Consider the following 20,493-nt stretch of genomic DNA (forward strand, 5'->3'; position numbering starts at 1 on the left):
TCTACCCGCCGCGACAGCACCCGATCGGAAGGCTCGAACAGTGACAGACGGATTCGCACCCGTTGCCCCGCCGGATGCCGAAGCCCGTGCGGCGGCCGAGCAGCGGCAGGCGTCGCTGACCAAACCGCCGGGTTCGCTGGGACGGCTGGAGGACCTGGGCAACTGGGTAGCCGCCTGTCAGGGCGTATGCCCGCCGAAACAGTTCGAACAGGCGCGGGTGGTGGTGTTCGCCGGTGACCACGGGGTGGCCCGGCACGGTGTATCGGCCTTTCCCAGCGAGGTCACCGCGCAGATGGTCGCCAATTTCCGGGCGGGCGGGGCCGCGGTGAACGCATTGGCCGGGATCGCCGGTGCCACCGTCCGGGTGGTGGATATCGCGGTGGACGCCGATACCGATCCGGCGGTGAGCACCCATAAGGTGCGCCGGTCCAGTGGCGCGATCGACCGCGAGGACGCGCTCACGGCCGACGAGGTCGCCGCCGCGCTCGCCGCGGGTGCGGCGATCGCCGATGAGGAGATCGACAGCGGCGCCGACCTGCTGGTGGCCGGGGATATGGGAATCGGTAACACCACACCCGCCACCGCCGTCATCGCCACTCTCGCCGGTATCGAGCCGGTTCGGGCGGTCGGCCGCGGGACCGGCGTCGATGATCACGGCTGGATGCGCAAGGTCGCCGCCGTCCGGGACGCCATGTGGCGGGCCCGCCCTGTCGCCCGTGACGGTGTCGAACTGTTGCGCGTCGCCGGCGGCGCCGATATCGCCGCGATGACCGGATTCCTGGCCCGGGCGGCGGCCCGGCGGACGCCGGTGCTGCTCGACGGGTTGATCGTCACGGCCGCCGCACTGGTCGCCGAGGATCTGGCGGCGGGAGCGGCGAACTGGTGGGTGGCCGCGCACCGCTCCACCGAGCCCGCGCACGCCGAAGCCCTGACCAAGCTGAAGCTCACCCCGGTACTCGAACTGGATATGCGGCTCGGCGAGGGGTCCGGCGCGCTCACCGCGCTGCCCGTACTGCGCGCCGCCGTCGCCGTTCTCGCGGAGATGGCGACCTTCGCCGACGCCGGCGTCAGCACGGCCGGCGAAGTCGCCGCTGTCGACCTCCAGAAGTGACCGGCGCGATGAGACGCGAGCGATGATGCCGGCGCCCCTTCGTATCACCTTCTCCTGGCTCACGGTACTGCCGGTCCGCGGCCCGAGCGAGGTGGACCGCCGCGCGGCCGGAAGAGCCATCGCACTGGCCCCGCTCGCCGGAGCCGCGCTCGGTCTCGTCGCGGCGGCGGCGCTCTGGGTACTGCACCCCGCGGGTATCGCCGCCGGGTTCGTCGCGGTCGCAGTACTGGCACTGCTGACCCGGGGTATGCATCTGGACGGCCTGGCCGACACATTCGACGGGCTCGGAGTATACGGGTCGCCCGAACGTGCTCGCGAGGTCATGAAAAGCGGTGGTGCGGGGCCGTTCGGAGTGGCCGCGATCGTCCTGGCCGCCGGGGTCCAGGCCGGCGCGTTCACCACGCTGGCGGCCACCGGGCACTGGGCGGCGGTCGTCACAGCGGTGGGGCTCGGGCGGGTCGCGGTGGTCGTGGCCTGCCGCCGCGGAATCGAACCCGCGCCGGACACCTGGTTCGGTTCGATGGTCGCCGGAACCCAATCCCGGCCCGCCGTATTCGGCTGGATGGCGGCGGCCTTGGTGATAGCGGTTTTCGCGATACCGGAACTTCCGTGGGCCGGACCGCTGGTCGCGCTGGTGGCGATCGCCGCCGCCGTGCGCCTGGTCGACCACGGCGTCCGCCGGATCGGCGGGCTCTCCGGCGACCTGCTCGGCGCGGCAGTGGAACTCACCACCGCGTCGGCCGCGCTGGGATTCGCGGTCGCCGCCGGCTCCGTCTGAGTCGGAAAACCTCTGTCTGGGCCACAAAACCCGGCCCGTCTGATGTCACCCGGCTCAATATTGCGAACGCAGCGTCTCACCGATCCGGTACTCCCCATAAGGTGGAGGTATGTCAGCCGAGCGCCTCTATTTCCGTCAACTCCTGGCCGGCCGGGATTTCGCCGTGGGAGATCCGATTGCCACGCAGATGCGCAATTTTGCCTATCTGGTCGGTGACCGGGACACCGGTGAATGCGTCGTCGTCGATCCGGCCTACGTGGCCGGCGATCTGGCCGATATCGCCGAGAACGACGGACTGAAACTGTCCGGGGTACTGGTCACTCACCATCATCCGGACCATATCGGCGGCACCATGATGGGTTTCACCCTGCGCGGGGTCCGGGAGTTGCTCGAGCAGACCACCGTCCCTGTGCATGTGAACGACCAGGAGAAGACCTGGGTGGCCGATGTCACCGGCATCGCCCCGAGCGAACTCACCGGCCACGGGCACGGCGACACACTGAGCGTAGGCGCGTTCGATATCGAATTCCTGCACACCCCGGGCCACACTCCCGGTAGCCAGTGCTTCCTGGTCGACGACAAACTCATCGCCGGTGACACGCTGTTCATCGACGGCTGCGGGCGCACCGATTTCCCGGGCGGCGACTCCGACACCATGTTCCGCAGCCTGCGCTACCTGGCGGATATGCCGATCAACCCCGAGGTCTACCCCGGGCACTGGTACTCCCAGGACCCGCACGCCGCGCTGGACTCGATCCGCGACCACAACTACGTGCTGCGCCCACAGTCGCTCGGCGAATGGCACGCCCTCATGCCGGGCTGATCTGCGCCTGCCGATGGCCAACCGGAGAAGGCGATCCGCGGTCGGGGCCCGCCCCGGTTCTGGAGCGACAGAGCGAAGGAGCGCAGCGACTGAGCGCCGGAGTGAAGAACCGGGGTTAATAGGGCCCCGACCCGCCCCGCCGAAGGCGGGGCCGATAAACACAGTCAGAGCACCCGCATCCACTGGTGCACATCGGCGAAGGTGCCCCGCTGGATACCGGTGAGCGTGTCACGCAGCGCCATGGTCACCTCGCCGGGTTCTCCACCACCGATGGAGAATTCCCCGTCGGGCCCGAACACCGAGCCGACCGGGGTGATCACCGCCGCGGTACCGCAGGCGAAAACCTCGGTGATCTCACCGGATTCCGCGCCCGCCCGCCACTCCTCGACGGAGATCTTGCGCTCGGTCACCGGATAGCCGGAGTCCGCGGCCAGGGTCAGCAGCGAATCCCGGGTGATCCCCGGGAGCAGCGACCCGGACAGCGCCGGGGTCACCAGCCGGGCATCCGACCCCGACCCGTAGACGAAGAACAGGTTGTTGGTGCCCATTTCCTCGACGTAGCGGCGTTCGACGGCATCCAGCCACACCACCTGATCGCAGCCCTTGGCGGTGGCCTCGGCCTGGGCCAGCAGCGAGGCCGCGTAGTTACCGGCCACTTTGGCCTCGCCGGTGCCGCCGGGCGCCGCCCGCACGTACTCGGTCGACAGCCACACCCGCACCGGTTTCACCCCGCGCGGGAAGTAGGCCCCGGCCGGGGAACCCAGCAGCAGGTATTTGTAAGCGGAGGCGGGTTTGACGCCCAGTCCCGATTCGGTGGCGAACATGAACGGCCGCAGATACAGCGACTCCTCACCACCGGCCGCGGGAACCCAGTCCGAATCGACCTCCAGCAGCTGACGCACCGATTCGATGAACAGTTCCTCGGGGAGTTCGGCCATCGCCATCCGGCGCGCCGACCGGCGGAACCGGGCCGCGTTCGCGTCGATCCGGAAACAGGCGACCTGCCCGTCCGGCTGGCGGTACGCCTTGAGTCCTTCGAAAATGGCCTGGCCGTAGTGGAACACCATGGTGGCCGGATCCAGGGTCAGCGCACCATAGGGTTCCACGACCGCGTTGGTCCAGCCGTCGGCCTCGGTGTAATCGATGGTGACCATATGGTCGGTGAAATAGCGGCCGAAACCGGGCGCCGACAGAATCTCCTGTACCCGCTGCGCCGGGGTGGGCGCAGGATGAGGGATACGGGCGAACTGTGCAGCAGCGGTCATGACCAGCAGTCTATGTCCTGGGCCCGCGCCGAATCCGGAGTGGTCCGTTCCGCACGCCCGCCCGGCCCTCGTCGGCCGCACCGGGGCCGGTCACGGTGGACCGCGTCCACCGTCTCAGCTGGTTCGTGCCTCGACGAACGGGGGACGGACCACCGTGCAGCGCAACGACCGGCCGCGCACGTTCACCGACACCTCGGTGCCGGCCTTCACCGCCGGATCCAGCAGCGCCAGCGCGATCCCGATCTGCCGGGTCGGCGAGAAAGTACCGGAGGTGGTCACACCGACCTTCTCGCCGTCGACGAGTACGTCCTGGTTCTCCCGCGGGATCCCGCGGTCGAGCGCCTCCAGGCCGAGCAGGGTCCGGCGCGGACCGGCAGCCCGTTCGCCTTCGAGCGCGGCCTTGCCCCAGAAATCCGATTTGGCCCAGCCCACCGCCCACGAGGCGCGAGCCTGCACCGGCGTGATCTCCGCGGACAGTTCGTGTCCGTGCAGCGGATAACCCATCTCGGTGCGCAGGGTGTCGCGGGCGCCGAGCCCGGCGACCGCACCAGCGGCGGCCCGCACCTGGTCCACCAACGCCCGGAACAGGGCCTCGGCGCCGTCCCATCGCGGGAGCAGCTCGAAGCCGTGTTCACCGGTGTAACCGGTCCGGCACACCCGCACCGGCTGTCCCGACCATTCGGAGTCCGCGAACGCCATGTAGGACAGGTCGACCGGCAGCCCGAGTGCCGTGAGGACCTCGGCCGACCGTGGGCCCTGCACGGCGAAGACGCCGTAATCGCGGTGTTCCCCGGTGACCGTGATCGCCGGCGGCGCGGCCGCGGCCAGTTTCCGCACCACTTCGGCGGTATTGGCGGCATTCGGCACCAGGAAGATCTCGTCGTCGCGCACGAAGTAAGCGATGAGGTCGTCGACCACGCCGCCGTCGGCGGTGCAGCACAGGGTGTACTGCGCGCGGCCGGGCCCGATCCGTCCCAGATCGTTGGTCAGCGCGGAGTTCACGAAATCGGCCGCGCCCGCACCGCGCACGGTCGCCTTACCCAGATGACTGACGTCGAACAGTCCCACCGATTCCCGTACCGCGGTGTGCTCGGCGACCGTCCCCGCGTACGAGACCGGCATCTCCCAGCCGCCGAACGGCGCGAATTTCGCTCCGAGTTCGACGTGTACTCCGTGGACAGGGCCCTGTTGCAGCTCGGCGTCGTTCACCCGGCGAGCTTATCCCGGCGCTCGCGGGGATCGGTTCCCCACCGCGCCGGGCCCGGCCACCGACGGCACCGGGCCGGTGGGGTCGTCAGGCCTCGAACCACATGGGGATCAGCGTCGGGCCGTCCTCCGGCAGTGTGTGGGTCTCGCCCGTACGTACGAACCCCTGCCGTGTGTAGAGCCGCGACGAACGTTCGGTACTCGCCTCCAGATACGCCGGGATCCCCGCGGCACTGAACCGCCGGGTCCGCTCGGTGAGGATGGCCGCGCCCGCACCCCGGCCCCGATATTCGGGCACGGTGGTGATCAGTTCCAGATAGCTGTGCGGAAACCTGCGCGGATGTTCGCGGGCCAGTAGTTCGAACACGTAGGCGGAGCGCTGCAGGGGACGCAGCTCGGGCGCCCGATCCGCGTGCCCGCGGGCGGTGGCGGCATCGGCGAGCAGGCGCTCGGCCGAGGTGAGGTTCTGCCAGATCGATATCGCCCAGATCTCACCGTCACCGCCGGCCACCCAGATCTCGTCCTCGCGCAGAGCCTTGTCGATGATCTGCGGAGCCCATTCGTCGAGGAACTGATCCATGGGGTAATCGCGCAGTATCCACTCGGTGACCGCCTCGTCCGGCGTCGCCTTCCGGAAGGCCTTCGTCAGCGGTTCGAGGTCACTCGCCCCAGCCCGCCGCACGGTCAATTCCGTACCCATACCGCCTCCTGTGAATGGTGTTCCTACCAGCGAATCTATGTGGCTCATCAGCGGAAAACCACTATTTCGTCACGGTATTTCGTGTGATGGAATTACGCGGTGACAGCGTGTGCGATCTGCGGTGGAGTTCTCCGGCAACCCGACCGGGGCAGGCGGCGGCGGTACTGTTCGCGCTCCTGCCAGGCCCGCGCCTATCGGGCCCGGCGCCGGACACCGGCCGCCACGCCGCGGCCCCGGCCGCACCGGTTGTCCGCGCTCGCGATCACCAGCGCGGCGGTGGCACTGGCCGACCGCGCGGGCACCGAGGGCCTCACCATGCGCCGTCTCGCCGGCGAACTGGGCGTGGCCACCGCCGCGCTGTACCGGTACTTCGACGATCGGGAACAGCTACTCGTCGCGATGACCGATCTCGTACTCGCCGAAACACCGCCCCCGCCGCCGGATCTGGTCGGCTGGCGGGCCCGCATCAGATACGAGGCGCAGCAGGAATGGCAGATCTACCGGCGCCATCCGTGGATCCTCACGGTGCTGGCACGGTTGCGCCCACCGCTGGGTCCCGCCCTGTTCGACACCCTGGACCGAACGCTGAGCGCGCTCGACGAACTGGACCTGTCCAGAACACAGCTGATCTCGGCGTACCTGAGTTACTCCGCACTCGTGCAGGGACTCGCCCTGGTGTGGACCGCCGAACGTTCCGACCGGATCGGCGGTCCGGAATCGGCGGCGCCGACCGAACTGGCGGCACTCGTCGCCGCACGCCCGGCCCTGGACAAGGCATTCGGGCCGACGGGCCCGAGACTCGACCTCGATTTCGACCGACTGCTCACCGATGCGGTGGACATGCTGCTCGAAGGCGTCGCGGTACGGCATGCGGGGTCCACCGAATAGCCTGGGACCATGACCGCAGTCGCAGATCGTCCGCTCGGACCGGAATTGGCACGTACTCAGACCATCGAACCCGGCACCGATGTCCTCGTCATCGGCCTGGCCACCACCGATGACGGTCCCGTCCTCGTACCCGGGGACCTCTTCGGCGATGTGCTCGACACCGACTTGCGCACCCGGCTGCTCGACCAGTTGACGGCCGTCGGTGCGACCGGCAAGGCCGAACAGCTCGTCCGGATTCCCGCCCCCACCGGCCTGGACAACGCCGCGAGCGTGCTGGCCGTCGGGCTCGGCAGCGCCCCGGATATCGATGCCGAGCAGATCCGCCGCAGTGCCGGCGTGGCCGCGCGTGCCCTGACCGGGGTCGCGCGTGCGGTCACCACCCTGTCCGGTCTGGACATCGGTGCCGCGGTGGAGGGTTTCTACCTCGGCGCGTACTCGTTCACTGCTTTCCGCTCCACGAAATCCGCGCCGAAGCCGGAGGCCGCACCGCTGGCCCGGGTCGAACTACTCGTCCCGGAACCGGATTTCGGCGGCGACGCGCTGCTGCGCGCCCAGCTCACCGCCGAGGCCGTGGCCACCGCCCGCGATTTCGTGAACACCCCACCGAGCCACCTGTACCCTGCGGAATTCGCGCGCCGGACCGCGCTGCTGGCCGAGGGCGCCGGCCTCGAGGTCGAGGTCCTCGACGAGAAAGCTTTGGAAGCGGGCGGCTTCGGCGGCGTGCTGGGGGTCGGCAAGGGGTCCTCGCGCCCGCCGCGCCTGGTCCGGCTCACCTACCGGGGCGGTGACAAGAAGGTCGCGCTGGTCGGTAAAGGCATCACCTTCGACACCGGCGGTATCTCCATCAAGCCGGCCGCGAACATGGAGAACATGACCTCGGATATGGCAGGTGCCGCCGCGGTCGTGGCGACCACCCTGCTCGCCGCCCGGCTGAGCCTGCCGGTCACCGTGATCGCGACCGTGCCGATGGCGGAGAACATGCCGTCGAGTACCGCACAGCGGCCGGGCGATGTGCTCACCCAGTACGGCGGCACCACCATCGAGGTCACCAATACCGATGCCGAGGGCCGGCTCATCCTGGCCGACGCCATGGTCCGCGCCGGCGAGGACGACCCGAGCTACCTGATCGACGTCGCCACTCTCACCGGCGCCCAGATAGTGGCGCTGGGGACCCGCACCCCGGGTGTGATGGGCACCGACGAGTTCCGCGACCGGGTCGCCCGGATCTCCCGGGAGGTCGGCGAAAACGGCTGGCCGATGCCGCTGCCCAAGGAACTGCGCGCCGATCTGGACTCCAAGGTCGCCGATATGGTCAATGCCTCCGCGCACCGATGGGGCGGCATGCTGCTGGCCGGCACCTATCTGAAGGAGTTCGTCCCGGCCGGTGTCGAATGGGCTCATATCGATATCGCGGGTCCCGCCTACAACACGAGCGGACCGTTCGGCTACATCGGCAAGGGCGGCACCGGAGTTCCGGTCCGCACCCTCATCGCCGTGCTGGAGGATATCGCCGCCGAATAGCGCCCCGTATGTGGTTTGCCGGGCGGCCTTCCGGACGCACAGCAAATACGACGAGCAGCCGAGGGTCGCGCGGTCACCCGAGCGTGGCGGCGCGACCCCTCGTACGGCCCCGGGCCCGGGGCGGTCCGGGCCGGGCAACCACCTTCCCCCACGCCGGCCCCGCACCGACGATCAGCGACCGGGTTCGGCGAAGCGCCCGCACGGTCGTCGGCGGTGTGTCCTCACTGCTCGTCGAGCTCGCGCGCGGCGGCGCGTTTGCGCTCGATCCGCCGGCGCGCATCGTAATCGCGCATACGCTGCGGATATCCGGTCCGGTCGACGTCGTACACCGGAATCCTCAGGTCCCGGGCGAGGCGGCGGGCGCCGCGTTCACCCACGATCCGCCGGGTCCATTCACCATCCGCGGCAACCAACACCACCGTGACATCGGTCACAGTAGTTTTGGGCTCGACGAAACCCTCCACCCCCGTATGTGTGCGCACCCACTCCCGCAGGTAGCGGGCTTCTGCGCCCTGACCGCCGGAAACGCCCCTGCGCCCGGACCCGGCACGACGGATACGGTCCAGCAAACCCATTGCCGCCGACCTCCTGTTCGCCACTCGAATCCCGCCACATTCGGCGGTGATTCCATGGTGCCAGCTACCAAAATTGGATGCCCTCCGGTAAACGCGGCGCGCGGCGAATGCAAGGATGGTGGACGGAACAACAACCACACGGATCTCCGGCGCCGCGCAGAATGAACGCCGGCTGGAATACCGCCGCGACCCGCGGCAGGATCCACCGGAACGAACTGTTGTAGACCCGTCGAGCAGTTAGAGGAGTCAACGGACATGGCCTTCTCCGTCCAGATGCCCGCTCTTGGTGAGAGCGTCACCGAGGGAACGGTGACACGGTGGCTGAAGCAGGAAGGAGACACGGTCGAGGTCGACGAGCCGCTGCTCGAGGTCTCCACCGACAAGGTCGACACCGAGATCCCGTCCCCCGCGGCGGGTGTGTTGACGAAGATCGTCGCCAAGGAAGACGACATCGTCGAGGTAGGTGGCGAACTGGGTGTCATCGGTGACGCCGGCGAGGCCCCCGCGCCCGCCCCGGCTCCCGAACCGGCCGCCGCCGAGCCCGCCCCCGCGGCCGCCGAGCCCGCGCAGGAAGCCGCTCCGGCTCCGGCGCCCGCCCAGGCCCCCGCCGCCGACTCCGCGGCCTCCGGTACTTCCGTGAAGATGCCGGAACTCGGCGAATCGGTTACCGAGGGCACCGTGACCCGGTGGCTCAAGGCGATCGGTGACGAGGTCGCGGTCGACGAGCCGCTGCTCGAGGTCTCCACCGACAAGGTCGACACCGAGATCCCGTCCCCCGTCGCGGGCACCCTCCTGGAGATCACCGCCGGCGAAGACGATGTGGTCGAGGTCGGCGGTCAGCTCGGGGTCATCGGCTCCGGCACTCCCGCGAGTGGTTCGACCCCCGCACCGGCTCCTGCCCCGGCCCCCGAGCCTGCCCCTGCTCCGGCACCGGCTCCGCAGCCCGCACCGGCTCCCCAGCCCGCACCGGTCCCCCAGCCCGCACCGGCTCCCCAGCCCGCGTCGGCTCCTGCCGCGGCCGCTCCGGCACCGGCCCCTACCGCCCAGACTCCCGCGCAGTCCGCTTCCGCCAACGGCGCGACCCCGTACGTCACCCCGCTGGTCCGCAAACTGGCCGAGGAGCACGGTGTCGACCTGAACTCGGTCACCGGTTCGGGTGTCGGTGGCCGGATCCGCAAGCAGGACGTGCTCGCCGCCGCCGAGGCCGAGCAGGCTCCGGCAGCCGCGGCACCGACGGCCGCCGCTCCCGCCGCCGCGGCGCCCGCCAGGGCCGCCGCTGCCGCCAGCCCCGCGCTGGCAGCGCTGCGTGGCACCACGCAGAAGGCCAACCGGATCCGGCAGATCACCGCGACCAAGACCCTGGAATCGCTGCAGACCACCGCGCAGCTCACCCAGGTGCACGAGGCCGATGTCACCAAGATCGCCGCGCTGCGCAAGAAGGCCAAGGCAGATTTCACCAAACGCGAGGGCGTGAACCTCACCTTCCTGCCGTTCTTCGCCAAGGCCGTGGTGGAGGCGCTCGGGGTACACCCGAACGTCAACGCCAGCTACGACGCGAACAGCAAGGAGATCACCTACCACGCGTCGGTGCATCTGGGTATCGCGGTGGATACCGAGCAGGGTCTGCTCTCCCCGGTCATCCACAACGCCAGCGATCTGTCGCTGGCCGGTCTGGCCCGCGCCATCGCCGATATCGCGAACCGGGCCCGCACCGGCGGCCTGAAACCGGACGAACTGGCCGGTGGCACCTTCACCATCACCAATATCGGTAGCCAGGGCGCCCTGTTCGACACCCCGATCCTGGTTCCGCCGCAGGCGGGCATGCTGGGCACGGGTGCCATCGTGAAGCGCCCGACCGTGGTCACCGACGAGTCCGGCAGCGAGTTCATCGGCGTCCGCTCGATGTGCTACCTGCCACTCACCTACGATCACCGCCTCATCGACGGAGCGGACGCCGGACGGTTCCTCACGACCATCCGGCACCGCCTGGAAGAGGCGGCTTTCGAGGCCGATCTCGGCCTGTAAGGGGCGACGAACGATGTCGGTTGTGGTGGCCGGTTCTTCCGGACTGATCGGAACCGCGCTCGTCGCGGCGTTGCGCCGCGACGGGGAGCAGGTGATCCGGCTGGTCCGGCGGCCGGCCGCCGCACCCGACGAGCGTCGCTGGGATCCCGCGCACGCCGAGCTCGACCCCCGGATCTTCGACGGGGTCGACGCGGTGGTGAATCTGTGCGGGGCCGGTATCGGGGACAAACGCTGGACCGGCGCATACAAACAGTTGCTCCGGGACAGCCGGATCACGCCCACCGATGTCCTCGCGACGGCGGTGGCCAGGGCCGGAGTACCGACCCTGGTGAACGCCAGCGGGGTCCACTACTACGGTGACACCGGCGATCGCGCTGTCGACGAGAGCGGTCCGGTGGGCACCGGTTTCCTGCCCACGCTGTGCCACGACTGGGAGGCCGCGACCCACGCCGCCACCGAGGCCGGGACCCGCACAGTGCTGCTGCGCAGCGCCGTGGTGCTCACCGCGTCCGGGGGCATGCTGCCGCAACTGAAGACCCTGTTCCTGCTGGGTCTCGGCGGCCGGCTGGGTAGCGGCCGCCAGTATCAGCCGTGGATCTCGCTGGACGACGAGGTCGGCGCCATCCGGCACGCGCTCACCCACGACTCGGTACGCGGTCCGCTCAACGCGGTGGGCCCCGCCCCCGTCACCAACGCGGCCTTCACCCGCGCGCTCGGGAAGGCTCTGCACCGGCCGACGCCGCTGTTCGTCCCGGGTATCGGTCTGCGCCTGGTGATCGGCGAGTTCGCCGACGAAGCCATCCTGCACAGCCCCCGCGCCCTGCCCCGGGTACTCGAGGAGACCGGGTACGAATTCCGCCACGCCACCGTCGGCGCGGCACTGTCCGCCGCAGTGGGCCGATGACCGAATTCACTCCTGTGGTCCGGGACGCGCGGACCGGCGATCTGCCCGCGATTCTGGAGATCCACAACCTCGCCATCGCCGAGACCACCGCCATCTGGGACGACGAACCCGTGGCACTCGACGAGCGCATCGCCTGGTTCCGCAACCGCACCGAGCACGGCCGCCCCGTAGTGGTCGCCGAAATGGGCGGGGAACTCGCCGGATACGCCAGTTACGGGCCGTGGCGACCCAAATCCGGTTATCGCCACACCGTGGAGAACTCGGTCTATATCGCCGACCGATTCCAGCGGCGCGGTATCGGCGCGACCCTGCTGGCCGAGCTGATCGCCCGCGCCGAGCGAGCCGGTGATATCCACGCCATGGTCGCGGCCGTCGAATCGAGCAACACCGGTTCGATCGCCCTGCACGAACGATTCGGTTTCCGCACGGTGGGCGTACTGCCGGAAGTGGGCCGCAAGTTCGGCCGCTGGATGGATCTGACACTGATGCAGCGCACTGTGGAGATGCAGCTCACTGTGGAGATGAGCGTAACGTCATGAATGTGAACAACACCCGCACCGCAACCCGGTCGGCTCGCTACGACAGCACCCCCGTCGACGTGCGAGAACTGGGTCTCATCGACTACCAGCAGGCGTGGGATCTGCAACGTGAGATCGCCGCCCTCCGCGCCGACGGCGCAGGCGCCGACACCCTGCTGCTCCTGGAACACCCCTCCGTCTACACCGCCGGGCGCCGCACCGAAGAGGCCGACCGGCCGACCGACGGCAGCCCGGTGATCGATGTGGACCGGGGCGGCAAGCTCACCTGGCACGGCCCGGGTCAGCTGGTCGGCTACCCCATCATCCGGCTCGCCGAACCCCTCGACGTGGTCGACTACGTCCGGCGCCTCGAACAGGCACTGATCCGGACGGTCACCGATCTGGGTGTCGAATGCGGGCGGGTCCCGGGACGATCCGGGGTCTGGCTGCCCGCGGCCGGTCTGCTGCCGGAACGCAAGATCGCCTCGATCGGGATCCGGGTGCAGCGCGGGGTCACCCTGCACGGCATCTCGTTGAACTGCAATCCCGACCTCGGCGCGTTCGGCGCCATCGTCGCCTGCGGTATCCGCGATGTCGGTTCGACCAGCCTGAGCCAGGAGCTCGGCCGCGAGGTCACCGTCGCCGAGGTCGCGCCGCGTATCGCCGAATCCGTTCCGGCTGCGCTGAGCGGCGAGATCCCGGTCACCGAGCACGATATTCCGCGGGCCGCCACCCCGGCCGACGCGGACCCCGCCGCCGCCACCGCGGCACGCGACCCGAAAGGTGCCACCGCATGACCTCCGCCCAAGCCCCCGCCGGCCGCAAACTGCTGCGGATCGAGGCCCGCAACGCCGAGACCCCGATCGAACGCAAACCCGGCTGGATCAAGACCCGCGCCACCATGGGCCCGGAGTACACCGAACTCAAGGGTCTGGTGAAGCGCGAGGGTCTGCACACGGTCTGCGAGGAAGCGGGCTGCCCCAATATCTTCGAATGCTGGGAGGACCGCGAGGCCACCTTCCTCATCGGCGGCGAACAGTGCACCCGGCGCTGCGATTTCTGCCAGATCGACACCGGTAAGCCCGACCCGCTGGACCGGGACGAACCGCGCCGGGTCGCCGAGAGCGTCCAGGCCATGGGCCTGCGCTACTCCACCATCACCGGGGTCGCCCGCGACGATCTGGAGGACGGCGGCGCCTGGCTCTACGCCGAAACCGTGCGCGCCATCAAGAAACTCAATCCGGCCACCGGTGTCGAACTGCTCATCCCCGATTTCAACGCGAAACCGGATCAGCTCGCCGAGGTCTTCTCCTCCCGCCCCGAGGTACTGGCCCACAATCTGGAAACCGTGCCCCGGGTGTTCAAGCGGATCCGCCCCGCCTTCCGCTACGAACGCTCCCTCGCGGTGCTCACCGCGGCCCGCGCCGACGGCCTGGTCACCAAATCCAATCTGATCCTCGGTATGGGCGAAACCCCCGAGGAGGTCACCCAGGCCATGCGTGACCTGCACGAGGCAGGCTGCGATATCCTCACCATCACCCAGTACCTGCGTCCCTCGCCGCGCCACCATCCGGTGGACCGCTGGGTGAAACCCGAAGAGTTCGTGGAGCATTCGAAGGTCGCCGAGGAGATCGGTTTCGCCGGGGTGATGGCGGGCCCACTGGTTCGTTCCTCGTACCGTGCCGGTCGGCTCTACGCCCAGGCCATGACGCACCACGGCCGCCCCATCCCGGAGGCCATGGCGCATCTCGCCGCCGAGGGCACCGCCACCCAGGAGGCCAGTGCCGTCCTGGAACGGTTCGGGTCCCGGGCCTGATCGATCAGCTACGTCGCCGGGGAAACCAGGCTGGACCCCCGGGCGTCGATCTGCTTCGGCGCGTACTGCGGCGAACGGCGACTCAGGTTCGGCGAAAGCTGTCCCGCTCGCCCATCAGCGCCCTGTGGATCACTCCGACCGCGTAATGGGCAGCGATTCAGCGATGATTCCGGCGGTGCCGACGGGTCCCAGTGGGTAACACCACCGGAAACCGAGGGAGACCCATCATGCTGATCGTCGCCGGACATCTCATCGTCGATCCGCCGGCCCGCGCCGCCTACCTCGCCGGATGCCTCGGGGTGGTCGATCAGGCCCGCTCAGCACCCGGCTGCCTGGATTTCTCGTTGAGTGCCGATCTCACCGATCCCGCGCGCATCAATATCTTCGAGCGCTGGGCCGACCGGGAATCGGTCGAGGCGTTCCGCGGCGCGGGCACCGGTGCCGAGCAGAATGTGGAGATCCGCGGCGCGTCGGTGGCCGAATACGAGATCGCCGAAATCCGTTCGCTGACCTGATCGCCCGGCTAGAGCTTGAACCGCTGCAACAGCGCCGGGATCTTGGAGGCCGACATGAGCGCCTTGAACTGCCAGCTGTCGTCCCGCGGCAGGATCCCGCCACGCTGGGTGACGTCGAAGGCGTCGTAGAGGGTTTCACCCTCCTCCATCAGCCCATCGGCATCGAAGTGATAGCGGTCGACGGCGGGACACTGGATGAACCGACCATTGCCGTAGAGCACCGGGGCGCTGCTGTCGTAGGGGTACAGCCGCAGGGGTCCGTCCCAGTGACCACTGCCGATGTAGCGGATGACCACCCGCACCCGCCCCTCCGGGGTGACGTCCAGATACACCTGACCGGGCAGTGGGTCGTAGCGCCAGTCCGGGATGGCGTCGAAGAAGGCGAAGTTGTATTTCACGAATTCGTCGATCCCGACGATGGTGCGGCCGAAGGTGGTGACATCGGTGTAGCGGACGTCCGGTGCGTACAGCTCGTGGTTGAGGCTCATATCCCGGACCAGGAAGCTCCACCAGTACTTCTTCGCCCACTCCATGAGCCAGGACAGGTCTGGGCCGAGTTGGCCGTAGTACTCCAGTTTCCGCTCGAAATCGACGAACCACTCCTCGGTGGTGGCCTGTAGTTCCGGTTCCGGAATCACCCGGATGGGCACCGCGCGATTCGCGTCGAGGAATTCGGGGGCCGGGCGCGCGAGGCGAGGACGGCGCAGGGCTTGCTGGAACTGTTCGTCACTGAACACGGTACGGGCCTTCCGACGAGCGCGGCCCGGGCCGCGGTCGAGCAACAACGTGAATCGTATGATTCATGTTGAATCAGATGATGTCAATGAATTCCGGAGACCGGTGCGAGGATGAATCGGTGAACGCACCCAAGCTGTGGCGCGGACAGACGCTGGACGCCAGATCCGCCGAACGTCGCGAACAACTCGTGGACGTGGGTTTCGAGCTGCTCGGCACCGGCGGGTCCACCGCGGTCACGATGCGGGCGGTGACCCGGCTGGCCAAGCTGAGCCCCCGCTATTTCTACGAGAGTTTCGCGGACCGCCGGGAACTGGTCGTCGCTGTCTACGACCGTCTGGAAGCCGAACTCCGCACCCGGTTGAGCACGATCGACCCGGATGGCGATCTGCACTCCATCGTCCGTTCGGCACTGCGGATCTGCGCCACCTACTTCGAGCAGGACCCGCGCCGAGCCCGGGTCCTGCTCCGCGCACCCCTCACCGACGACGCCCTGCGCGCGCACAGTGCCGACCGACTCCCCGCCTTCCTCCGTACCGTGGTGCCGGCGCTGGGCGCGGAGGCCGGTGCGCTGATACCCGACAGCGAGGAGACATTCGCGATCGTCGGCACCGCACTGGGCGGCGCTCTCGTCGCCCTCTACGTCGACTGGATCGACGGACGTCTCCCGGTACCGCGAGACCACCTGGTCGAGACCGCTACCACCATCGTGCTGGCACTGGCGCAGACCCGCGCCTGAGCGCTGTCGGGGCTATCCGCCGAATCCGCATCGTTCGACAAGCGCAGACGCGACCGAGCCGCCTGCGCCGCGCGAAGATATCGGCGCAGGCACGGTCGGCGCTGTACCGGCCGCTCTCCGATCGGATCGACCCGGCGGGAAGGAGCCGCGGACGGCCCGGCCGACCCCGCCCCGCCCTCTAGGATCTGACCCCATGGCTGTCTACCTCGTCACCGGTGCCGCGGGATTCATCGGGGCGAACTACGTGCACCACTTGCTGGCATCCGAACCCGATGCCCGAGTCGTGGCCGTCGACTATCTCGGGTTCGCCGGGAATATCGCCAATCTGGCGTCGGTATCCGACCTTCTGGTGTTCGAGAACGCCGATATCGCCGATCAGGACGCGATGGCGGCGATCTACCGACGCCACCGACCCGATCATGTGGTGAACTTCGCCGCCGAATCGCACAACGATCGCGCGATTCTGGACCCGAGCGCGTTCATGCGCAGCAATGCGCTGGGCGCGCAGGTGATGGCGGAATGCAGCAGGCTGTTCTCGGTGCGGTCGCATCTGCATGTCTCGACCATCGAGGTCTACGGCGAACTCGCCGACGATCGGCCGTATTTCACCGAACGCAGCCCGTTGAACGCGAAGACTCCCTACAGCGCGGCCAAGGCAGCCGGGGATCAGATGGTTCGCGCCTATATGGCGACCTACCCCGATCTCGACATCCGGATGACCCACTGCGCCAACAACTACGGGCCCTATCAGATGCCCGAGAAGCTGATACCGCTGGCCGTCACGAATCTGCTGCGCGGCCGGAAGGTCCCCGTATACGGGGACGGGGCGCAGTCCCGGGATTGGCTGCACGTGGCCGATCACTGCGACGCCGTGCACCGGGTTCTGCACGCGGAGCTCGATCCGATTCCGGCCGCGGCGGGAACCGATCCGGGCCTTCTGCCGATCTTCGATATCTCGGCACGGTGCGAGATGACCAATCTGGAGATCGCGCGATACATCTGCGCGGCGCTGGACCGTGATCCCGCCGAATGGATCGAGCACATCCCGGACCGCCCGAACCACGACCGCCGGTATCTGATCGAGCCGAGCAAAATCGAATCCGAACTGGGGTGGCGGCCCCTCCGCGACTTCGTGGAGGGCATCGCCGCCACGGTCGCCTGGTACGTCGAGAACCCCTGCTGGTGGCAGCAGATCATCTCGGTCAGAGGTGAGCTCGGGTTCGACTGGAGCAGGGTCGGCCCGTCGGCCGTGAGCCCGGGTCGATGAGCCACCCGCCGCGGGGCGCCGAGCAGCTACGCGACAGTCCCCATTGATCAACCGACCGGCTGGGGCAGGGTGTCCCCGGTTTCGAGCAGGGTCTTGAGGCTCGCGATGATATTGGGCCAACCCGTGCTGATCCCCTCGAGCACCGCACTACCCGGCTCGAAACCATCGTGCACGACGGTCAGTTTCACCACCTCGCCCTGTGGTTCGAGTTCGAAGGTGACCTTCGATCGGGTCTCCTGCCCCCATGCCGCGACCTCGCCGGAGTCCATTCCGAACGCCTCGGCGAACGCCGGGTCGAAGGTGTGCCAGGTGTAGGAGAGCCTGGTGTACGGCTCGGCCTCCAGCACCACCTGCTCCGGATCGCTGCTCGACCAGCCCTGCTGATGCCATACCATCGGCGATCCCGGCCGCCAGTCGGATTCGAATGCGGCGCCCCAGTAGCGCTCGGTGAAGGCGGGGTCGGTCAGGGCCTGCCACAGTTTCCGGTCGGTGGTCCGAATGTAGGTGACATAGACGAATTCCGGTGCGCTCACAGGTTCCTCCAGTGTTCGTTTCAGGTCCGCGAGGGCGGTGAGCCGATCCCGGTCGTATTTGCCGATCCACCGCTGCGCGATCTCGTTGATGGGTACGGGATTCAGATAGTGCAGCCGCCGTCGGCCGTCCCGCACGGCGGTCACGAGGTTCGCCTCGGCCAGCACCACCAGATGTTTGGTCACAGCCTGGCGGCTCATCCCCAGTCCGTCGCCGAGTTCGCCCAGGCTCTGCCCGTTGCGAGCGTGGAGCCGGTCCAGTAGCTGTCGGCGGCTGGGGTCGGCCAGCGCCTTGAACACCTCGTCCATATCACCTCCCGCAACCGTATGGTTGCCCTTTTGAAAATAGGCAACCTGATGGTTTCCTGTCAAGAGCCGGGCGATATCCGCCGACGAGCAGCGAGGGAGAACGCGTCCCCTACGACGAGCAGCTGGAGATGCGGGTCGCTTGGTTCGCGGTCGACCCGGCCACGGTGGCGTGGCAGCGTCTGCAGCAGGAAATGCCCACTGGGGTGGTGTCCCATCGCACGGCGGCGTCGCTGCACGAGCTGGGTGATCTGGATGCCGACGTCGTAGAGCTGACCGCTACCCGGCGGATCCGGCTGTCTCTGCCCGATGTCACGATTCACCGGGGTTCTCTCTCCCGCGAGGACTGGCAATCGTCGACGAACTGCCGGTAACCACCCCGGTGCGCACCATCCGCGACCTTGCTGCGGCGTCCCTGGGCTCCGGTCATCTCGCCTCGGTCGTTCGTGACGCCCTCACCCGCAGTCCGACCACTACCGACGATATGGCTGCGGTTCTTACGCCTTATGCCTTCGACTACGGGTATCGGGCGCTGGACGGGGAGGCATTCCTCGACGCGCTCATCGAGCAGGCGGGAATGCCGGTCAACAAAAAGGTGGTGTCGGCATGATGGTGCGGCTGCCCGACGCGCGCTACAGCAAGGACATCGACCTGCTTGCCGCTACCGAGATGCCGACAGCAGTCTGCCTCGCCTTTACGGCGGGGCAGACCTTTGCTTGTACACGAAATGCAAGGCTCGCGGGCCGCTCTACCCAGTGCAACCTCCGGCGGCACCCTGGTTCTGCTGCGCAGCCCAGTGCGCATCATTCGCCGCACCGCCGCCGGAGGTTCCTGGGACCGCTCAGCCCTCGCCGTCGAGGGATAACACGACCAGCGGAATCGGCCGGTCTACCTTGGACTGGTAATCCGCCAGCAGCGGGTTGTCGGCCAGCACCCAGGCCGCGAACTCGTCGTAGTCCGCGCCTTCGAGCACCTTGCCGGTCGCCTGGTAGGTCTTGTCCCGGAGCTCGATGGTGACCTGCGGATTCGCCTTGATGTTGTACCACCAGGCCGGGTACCTGTCCTCGATGAACGAACTCACGTACATGGTGTCGTCCCGGTACAGGGGTCCCAGGGGAGTCGTGTGTCGCTTGCCGCTCTTGGCTCCGGTGGTGGTGAGCAGGATGAGGTCCCCGCCCGCGTAAGCGCCGCCCACCTTGCCCGAGTTCTCCCGGAACTCCTTGATCACATCATCGTTCCAGTCGGCAATGCCGCCTTCCTGGTCCCACGCCTGGTTCCACGGCGCGTTCGGATCGTTGTAGTCGGTGATGTCGGTCTGATCCAGAGTCGATTCGGTTCCGCTCATGATTCGAGTGTGCTGAGGATATAGGACAGTTACCGGCCTAATCTGCATCCGAGTGAATTTCGGTGGCACCGAAGGCATGTGGTGTTTGGATGTAGGCGCGCTGCGCGGCAGCGTACGTCCCACAGCTCACCGGAGTGGTGACGGTCGAAATCTCCGACGCACCGGCCCGGATCGAATACCTCGTCTGGAGCCACACGACTCACACCCCGGCGGCCGCGGCCTTCCTCACCATTCTGGATATCCCCTGACACCGGTACCGAGCGCAACCCAGCGTCTGCCGGAATCCAGACCGATCCAGCGGAAGTGAACACGTACAGCGTGATGGTTATGAACACACCGCCGTCCGACCCTCTCTGCTCAGCATCGGTCGACGGACAACCCGCAACCCGGGACGCGCGTTTACGGTCCGCTGATCCATATCCCCCGATTTCCGGTTCACCGTCTGCCCGTCTCCAACTTGCCAGGGCCGGTCCACTCGAGCCCGCCGATGCCGCGGCGATCCGTCCTACACCAGGTGCTTGCGCAGCACTTCCAGATGGGTCGGGCGCGCATCCTCCAGCCGTGCGCGACCCTCGGCGGTCAGAGCCAGGAAGTTGGCGCGACGATCGAAATCGCACGCTGCGCGTTCGACCAGCCCGGCCTTCTCCAGCCGGGTCACCGTGCGCGAGAGCGCGCTCTGGCTCAGATACATCTCGGCCTCGATATCCTTCATCTTGACCTTCTCCGCCTGCTCCGCACCGCAGCGCCCGCCGAGGACCTGCAGCAGTTCGAACTCGCTGAGCCCGAGTTCGTGCTGCGCCTGCAGCGCGTTCTCCAGATCACAGGACGTGACGTGGTAGCGACGCAACGTTTCGGACCACTTCGCGCAGACATCGTTGTCGGAGTCGTGGTACATGGCCCGAGATTATCATGTCAAGTCATTTTAT

At 68.1% G+C, this 20,493-nt stretch carries 23 protein-coding genes; 15 read left to right on the top strand and 8 right to left on the bottom strand.

Annotated features, from left to right (window positions below; all coding sequences use genetic code 11):
- The first annotated feature begins 40 nt into the window (after positions 1-40).
- The 3 genes from cobT to IEY68_RS09425 all read left to right on the top strand — a co-directional run bounded on the left by cobT (position 41) and on the right by IEY68_RS09425 (position 2,712).
- Positions 41-1,111 (top strand): nicotinate-nucleotide--dimethylbenzimidazole phosphoribosyltransferase, encoded by a 1,071-nt coding sequence (gene cobT / locus IEY68_RS09415; protein WP_062998439.1) that lies wholly within the window; start codon positions 41-43, stop codon positions 1,109-1,111.
- A 22-nt stretch (positions 1,112-1,133) separates the two neighbouring features.
- Positions 1,134-1,889, top strand: coding sequence for an adenosylcobinamide-GDP ribazoletransferase (locus IEY68_RS09420; RefSeq protein ID WP_373292962.1), 756 nt, complete (start codon positions 1,134-1,136; stop codon positions 1,887-1,889).
- A gap of 109 nt (positions 1,890-1,998) precedes the next feature.
- Positions 1,999-2,712 carry an MBL fold metallo-hydrolase gene (locus IEY68_RS09425; protein ID WP_062998441.1) on the top strand — a complete coding sequence of 238 codons (714 nt, stop codon included), beginning with the start codon at positions 1,999-2,001 and terminating at the stop codon, positions 2,710-2,712.
- Between the two features lie 164 nt (positions 2,713-2,876).
- Here IEY68_RS09425 and IEY68_RS09430 read toward each other — a convergent pair whose 3' ends face one another.
- The 3 genes from IEY68_RS09430 to IEY68_RS09440 all read right to left on the bottom strand — a co-directional run bounded on the left by IEY68_RS09430 (position 2,877) and on the right by IEY68_RS09440 (position 5,883).
- Positions 2,877-3,977, bottom strand: a complete 1,101-nt coding sequence (locus IEY68_RS09430) for a branched-chain amino acid aminotransferase (protein ID WP_062998449.1) — start codon at positions 3,975-3,977, stop codon at positions 2,877-2,879.
- A gap of 114 nt (positions 3,978-4,091) precedes the next feature.
- Positions 4,092-5,186 carry a glycine cleavage system aminomethyltransferase GcvT gene (gene gcvT, locus IEY68_RS09435; protein WP_062998451.1) on the bottom strand — a complete coding sequence of 365 codons (1,095 nt, stop codon included), beginning with the start codon at positions 5,184-5,186 and terminating at the stop codon, positions 4,092-4,094.
- Positions 5,187-5,271: 85 nt separating this feature from the next.
- On the bottom strand, positions 5,272-5,883 hold the full coding sequence (locus IEY68_RS09440; RefSeq protein ID WP_062998453.1) for a GNAT family N-acetyltransferase: 612 nt from the start codon (positions 5,881-5,883) through the stop codon (positions 5,272-5,274).
- A 99-nt stretch (positions 5,884-5,982) separates the two neighbouring features.
- On the opposite strand from IEY68_RS09440, the gene IEY68_RS09445 reads away from it, so the two are divergent.
- Positions 5,983-6,771 carry a TetR/AcrR family transcriptional regulator gene (locus IEY68_RS09445; RefSeq protein WP_062998455.1) on the top strand — a complete coding sequence of 263 codons (789 nt, stop codon included), beginning with the start codon at positions 5,983-5,985 and terminating at the stop codon, positions 6,769-6,771.
- Positions 6,772-6,780: 9 nt separating this feature from the next.
- The gene (locus IEY68_RS09450; RefSeq protein ID WP_062998457.1) at positions 6,781-8,292 is read left to right on the top strand and encodes a leucyl aminopeptidase; all 1,512 of its coding nucleotides are present in this window, start codon (positions 6,781-6,783) and stop codon (positions 8,290-8,292) included.
- A gap of 221 nt (positions 8,293-8,513) precedes the next feature.
- Here the strand turns inward: IEY68_RS09450 and IEY68_RS09455 are convergent, their stop codons facing one another.
- On the bottom strand, positions 8,514-8,867 hold the full coding sequence (locus IEY68_RS09455; protein WP_062998459.1) for a hypothetical protein: 354 nt from the start codon (positions 8,865-8,867) through the stop codon (positions 8,514-8,516).
- 255 nt (positions 8,868-9,122) lie between these two features.
- Between IEY68_RS09455 and sucB the strand changes: the two genes are divergently transcribed.
- The 6 genes from sucB to IEY68_RS09485 all read left to right on the top strand — a co-directional run bounded on the left by sucB (position 9,123) and on the right by IEY68_RS09485 (position 14,645).
- Positions 9,123-10,892, top strand: a complete 1,770-nt coding sequence (sucB, locus tag IEY68_RS09460; protein WP_062998461.1) for a 2-oxoglutarate dehydrogenase, E2 component, dihydrolipoamide succinyltransferase — start codon at positions 9,123-9,125, stop codon at positions 10,890-10,892.
- A gap of 13 nt (positions 10,893-10,905) precedes the next feature.
- The gene (locus IEY68_RS09465; protein ID WP_062998463.1) at positions 10,906-11,796 is read left to right on the top strand and encodes a TIGR01777 family oxidoreductase; all 891 of its coding nucleotides are present in this window, start codon (positions 10,906-10,908) and stop codon (positions 11,794-11,796) included.
- Positions 11,793-12,335 carry a GNAT family N-acetyltransferase gene (locus tag IEY68_RS09470; RefSeq protein WP_062998465.1) on the top strand — a complete coding sequence of 181 codons (543 nt, stop codon included), beginning with the start codon at positions 11,793-11,795 and terminating at the stop codon, positions 12,333-12,335. Before IEY68_RS09465 ends, IEY68_RS09470 begins: the two co-directional genes overlap by 4 nt.
- Entirely contained in the window at positions 12,332-13,111 is a 780-nt protein-coding gene (lipB, locus tag IEY68_RS09475; RefSeq protein WP_062998467.1) for a lipoyl(octanoyl) transferase LipB, read from the top strand. Before IEY68_RS09470 ends, lipB begins: the two co-directional genes overlap by 4 nt.
- Positions 13,108-14,130 (top strand): lipoyl synthase, encoded by a 1,023-nt coding sequence (lipA, locus tag IEY68_RS09480; protein WP_062998469.1) that lies wholly within the window; start codon positions 13,108-13,110, stop codon positions 14,128-14,130. The genes lipB and lipA overlap by 4 nt, the downstream gene beginning before the upstream one ends.
- A 227-nt stretch (positions 14,131-14,357) precedes the next feature.
- Positions 14,358-14,645 (top strand): putative quinol monooxygenase, encoded by a 288-nt coding sequence (locus IEY68_RS09485; protein WP_062998471.1) that lies wholly within the window; start codon positions 14,358-14,360, stop codon positions 14,643-14,645.
- Between the two features lie 8 nt (positions 14,646-14,653).
- Here IEY68_RS09485 and IEY68_RS09490 read toward each other — a convergent pair whose 3' ends face one another.
- Entirely contained in the window at positions 14,654-15,382 is a 729-nt protein-coding gene (locus IEY68_RS09490) for a nuclear transport factor 2 family protein (protein WP_062998473.1), read from the bottom strand.
- 119 nt (positions 15,383-15,501) lie between these two features.
- Between IEY68_RS09490 and IEY68_RS09495 the strand changes: the two genes are divergently transcribed.
- Both IEY68_RS09495 and IEY68_RS09500 read left to right on the top strand, forming a co-directional pair.
- Positions 15,502-16,119 (top strand): TetR/AcrR family transcriptional regulator, encoded by a 618-nt coding sequence (locus IEY68_RS09495; RefSeq protein WP_229718690.1) that lies wholly within the window; start codon positions 15,502-15,504, stop codon positions 16,117-16,119.
- 193 nt (positions 16,120-16,312) lie between these two features.
- Positions 16,313-17,386, top strand: a complete 1,074-nt coding sequence (locus IEY68_RS09500) for a dTDP-glucose 4,6-dehydratase (RefSeq protein ID WP_062998475.1) — start codon at positions 16,313-16,315, stop codon at positions 17,384-17,386.
- A gap of 47 nt (positions 17,387-17,433) precedes the next feature.
- Here the strand turns inward: IEY68_RS09500 and IEY68_RS09505 are convergent, their stop codons facing one another.
- Positions 17,434-18,225, bottom strand: a complete 792-nt coding sequence (locus IEY68_RS09505) for an ArsR/SmtB family transcription factor (protein ID WP_062998477.1) — start codon at positions 18,223-18,225, stop codon at positions 17,434-17,436.
- Between the two features lie 128 nt (positions 18,226-18,353).
- On the opposite strand from IEY68_RS09505, the gene IEY68_RS09510 reads away from it, so the two are divergent.
- Entirely contained in the window at positions 18,354-18,596 is a 243-nt protein-coding gene (locus IEY68_RS09510) for a hypothetical protein (RefSeq protein WP_189094187.1), read from the top strand.
- A gap of 8 nt (positions 18,597-18,604) precedes the next feature.
- Positions 18,605-18,832 (top strand): hypothetical protein, encoded by a 228-nt coding sequence (locus IEY68_RS09515; RefSeq protein WP_189094188.1) that lies wholly within the window; start codon positions 18,605-18,607, stop codon positions 18,830-18,832.
- A gap of 231 nt (positions 18,833-19,063) precedes the next feature.
- Here IEY68_RS09515 and IEY68_RS09520 read toward each other — a convergent pair whose 3' ends face one another.
- A complete protein-coding gene (locus IEY68_RS09520; protein ID WP_062998479.1) occupies positions 19,064-19,567 on the bottom strand; it encodes a nitroreductase/quinone reductase family protein in 504 nt (167 codons plus the stop codon).
- A 505-nt stretch (positions 19,568-20,072) separates the two neighbouring features.
- Positions 20,073-20,462 (bottom strand): MarR family winged helix-turn-helix transcriptional regulator, encoded by a 390-nt coding sequence (locus IEY68_RS09525; RefSeq protein WP_062998481.1) that lies wholly within the window; start codon positions 20,460-20,462, stop codon positions 20,073-20,075.
- Positions 20,463-20,493 lie beyond the last annotated feature (31 nt).

Origin of the sequence: Nocardia jinanensis (assembly GCF_014645735.1) — a bacterium.
Classification (GTDB): domain Bacteria; phylum Actinomycetota; class Actinomycetes; order Mycobacteriales; family Mycobacteriaceae; genus Nocardia; species Nocardia jinanensis.

Excerpts from the sequence above, each read along its gene's own strand:
- IEY68_RS09420 (WP_373292962.1), top strand. The coding sequence starts at position 1,134 with ATGATGCCGGCGCCCCTTCGTATCACCTTCTCCTGGCTCACGGTACTG.
- IEY68_RS09425 (WP_062998441.1), top strand. The coding sequence starts at position 1,999 with ATGTCAGCCGAGCGCCTCTATTTCCGTCAACTCCTGGCCGGCCGGGAT.
- IEY68_RS09430 (WP_062998449.1), bottom strand. The coding sequence starts at position 3,977 with ATGACCGCTGCTGCACAGTTCGCCCGTATCCCTCATCCTGCGCCCACC.
- IEY68_RS09440 (WP_062998453.1), bottom strand. The coding sequence starts at position 5,883 with ATGGGTACGGAATTGACCGTGCGGCGGGCTGGGGCGAGTGACCTCGAA.
- IEY68_RS09450 (WP_062998457.1), top strand. The coding sequence starts at position 6,781 with ATGACCGCAGTCGCAGATCGTCCGCTCGGACCGGAATTGGCACGTACT.
- IEY68_RS09455 (WP_062998459.1), bottom strand. The coding sequence starts at position 8,867 with ATGGGTTTGCTGGACCGTATCCGTCGTGCCGGGTCCGGGCGCAGGGGC.
- sucB (WP_062998461.1), top strand. The coding sequence starts at position 9,123 with ATGGCCTTCTCCGTCCAGATGCCCGCTCTTGGTGAGAGCGTCACCGAG.
- IEY68_RS09465 (WP_062998463.1), top strand. The coding sequence starts at position 10,906 with ATGTCGGTTGTGGTGGCCGGTTCTTCCGGACTGATCGGAACCGCGCTC.
- IEY68_RS09470 (WP_062998465.1), top strand. The coding sequence starts at position 11,793 with ATGACCGAATTCACTCCTGTGGTCCGGGACGCGCGGACCGGCGATCTG.
- lipB (WP_062998467.1), top strand. The coding sequence starts at position 12,332 with ATGAATGTGAACAACACCCGCACCGCAACCCGGTCGGCTCGCTACGAC.
- lipA (WP_062998469.1), top strand. The coding sequence starts at position 13,108 with ATGACCTCCGCCCAAGCCCCCGCCGGCCGCAAACTGCTGCGGATCGAG.
- IEY68_RS09485 (WP_062998471.1), top strand. The coding sequence starts at position 14,358 with ATGCTGATCGTCGCCGGACATCTCATCGTCGATCCGCCGGCCCGCGCC.
- IEY68_RS09500 (WP_062998475.1), top strand. The coding sequence starts at position 16,313 with ATGGCTGTCTACCTCGTCACCGGTGCCGCGGGATTCATCGGGGCGAAC.
- IEY68_RS09505 (WP_062998477.1), bottom strand. The coding sequence starts at position 18,225 with ATGGACGAGGTGTTCAAGGCGCTGGCCGACCCCAGCCGCCGACAGCTA.
- IEY68_RS09510 (WP_189094187.1), top strand. The coding sequence starts at position 18,354 with ATGCGGGTCGCTTGGTTCGCGGTCGACCCGGCCACGGTGGCGTGGCAG.
- IEY68_RS09520 (WP_062998479.1), bottom strand. The coding sequence starts at position 19,567 with ATGAGCGGAACCGAATCGACTCTGGATCAGACCGACATCACCGACTAC.
- IEY68_RS09525 (WP_062998481.1), bottom strand. The coding sequence starts at position 20,462 with ATGTACCACGACTCCGACAACGATGTCTGCGCGAAGTGGTCCGAAACG.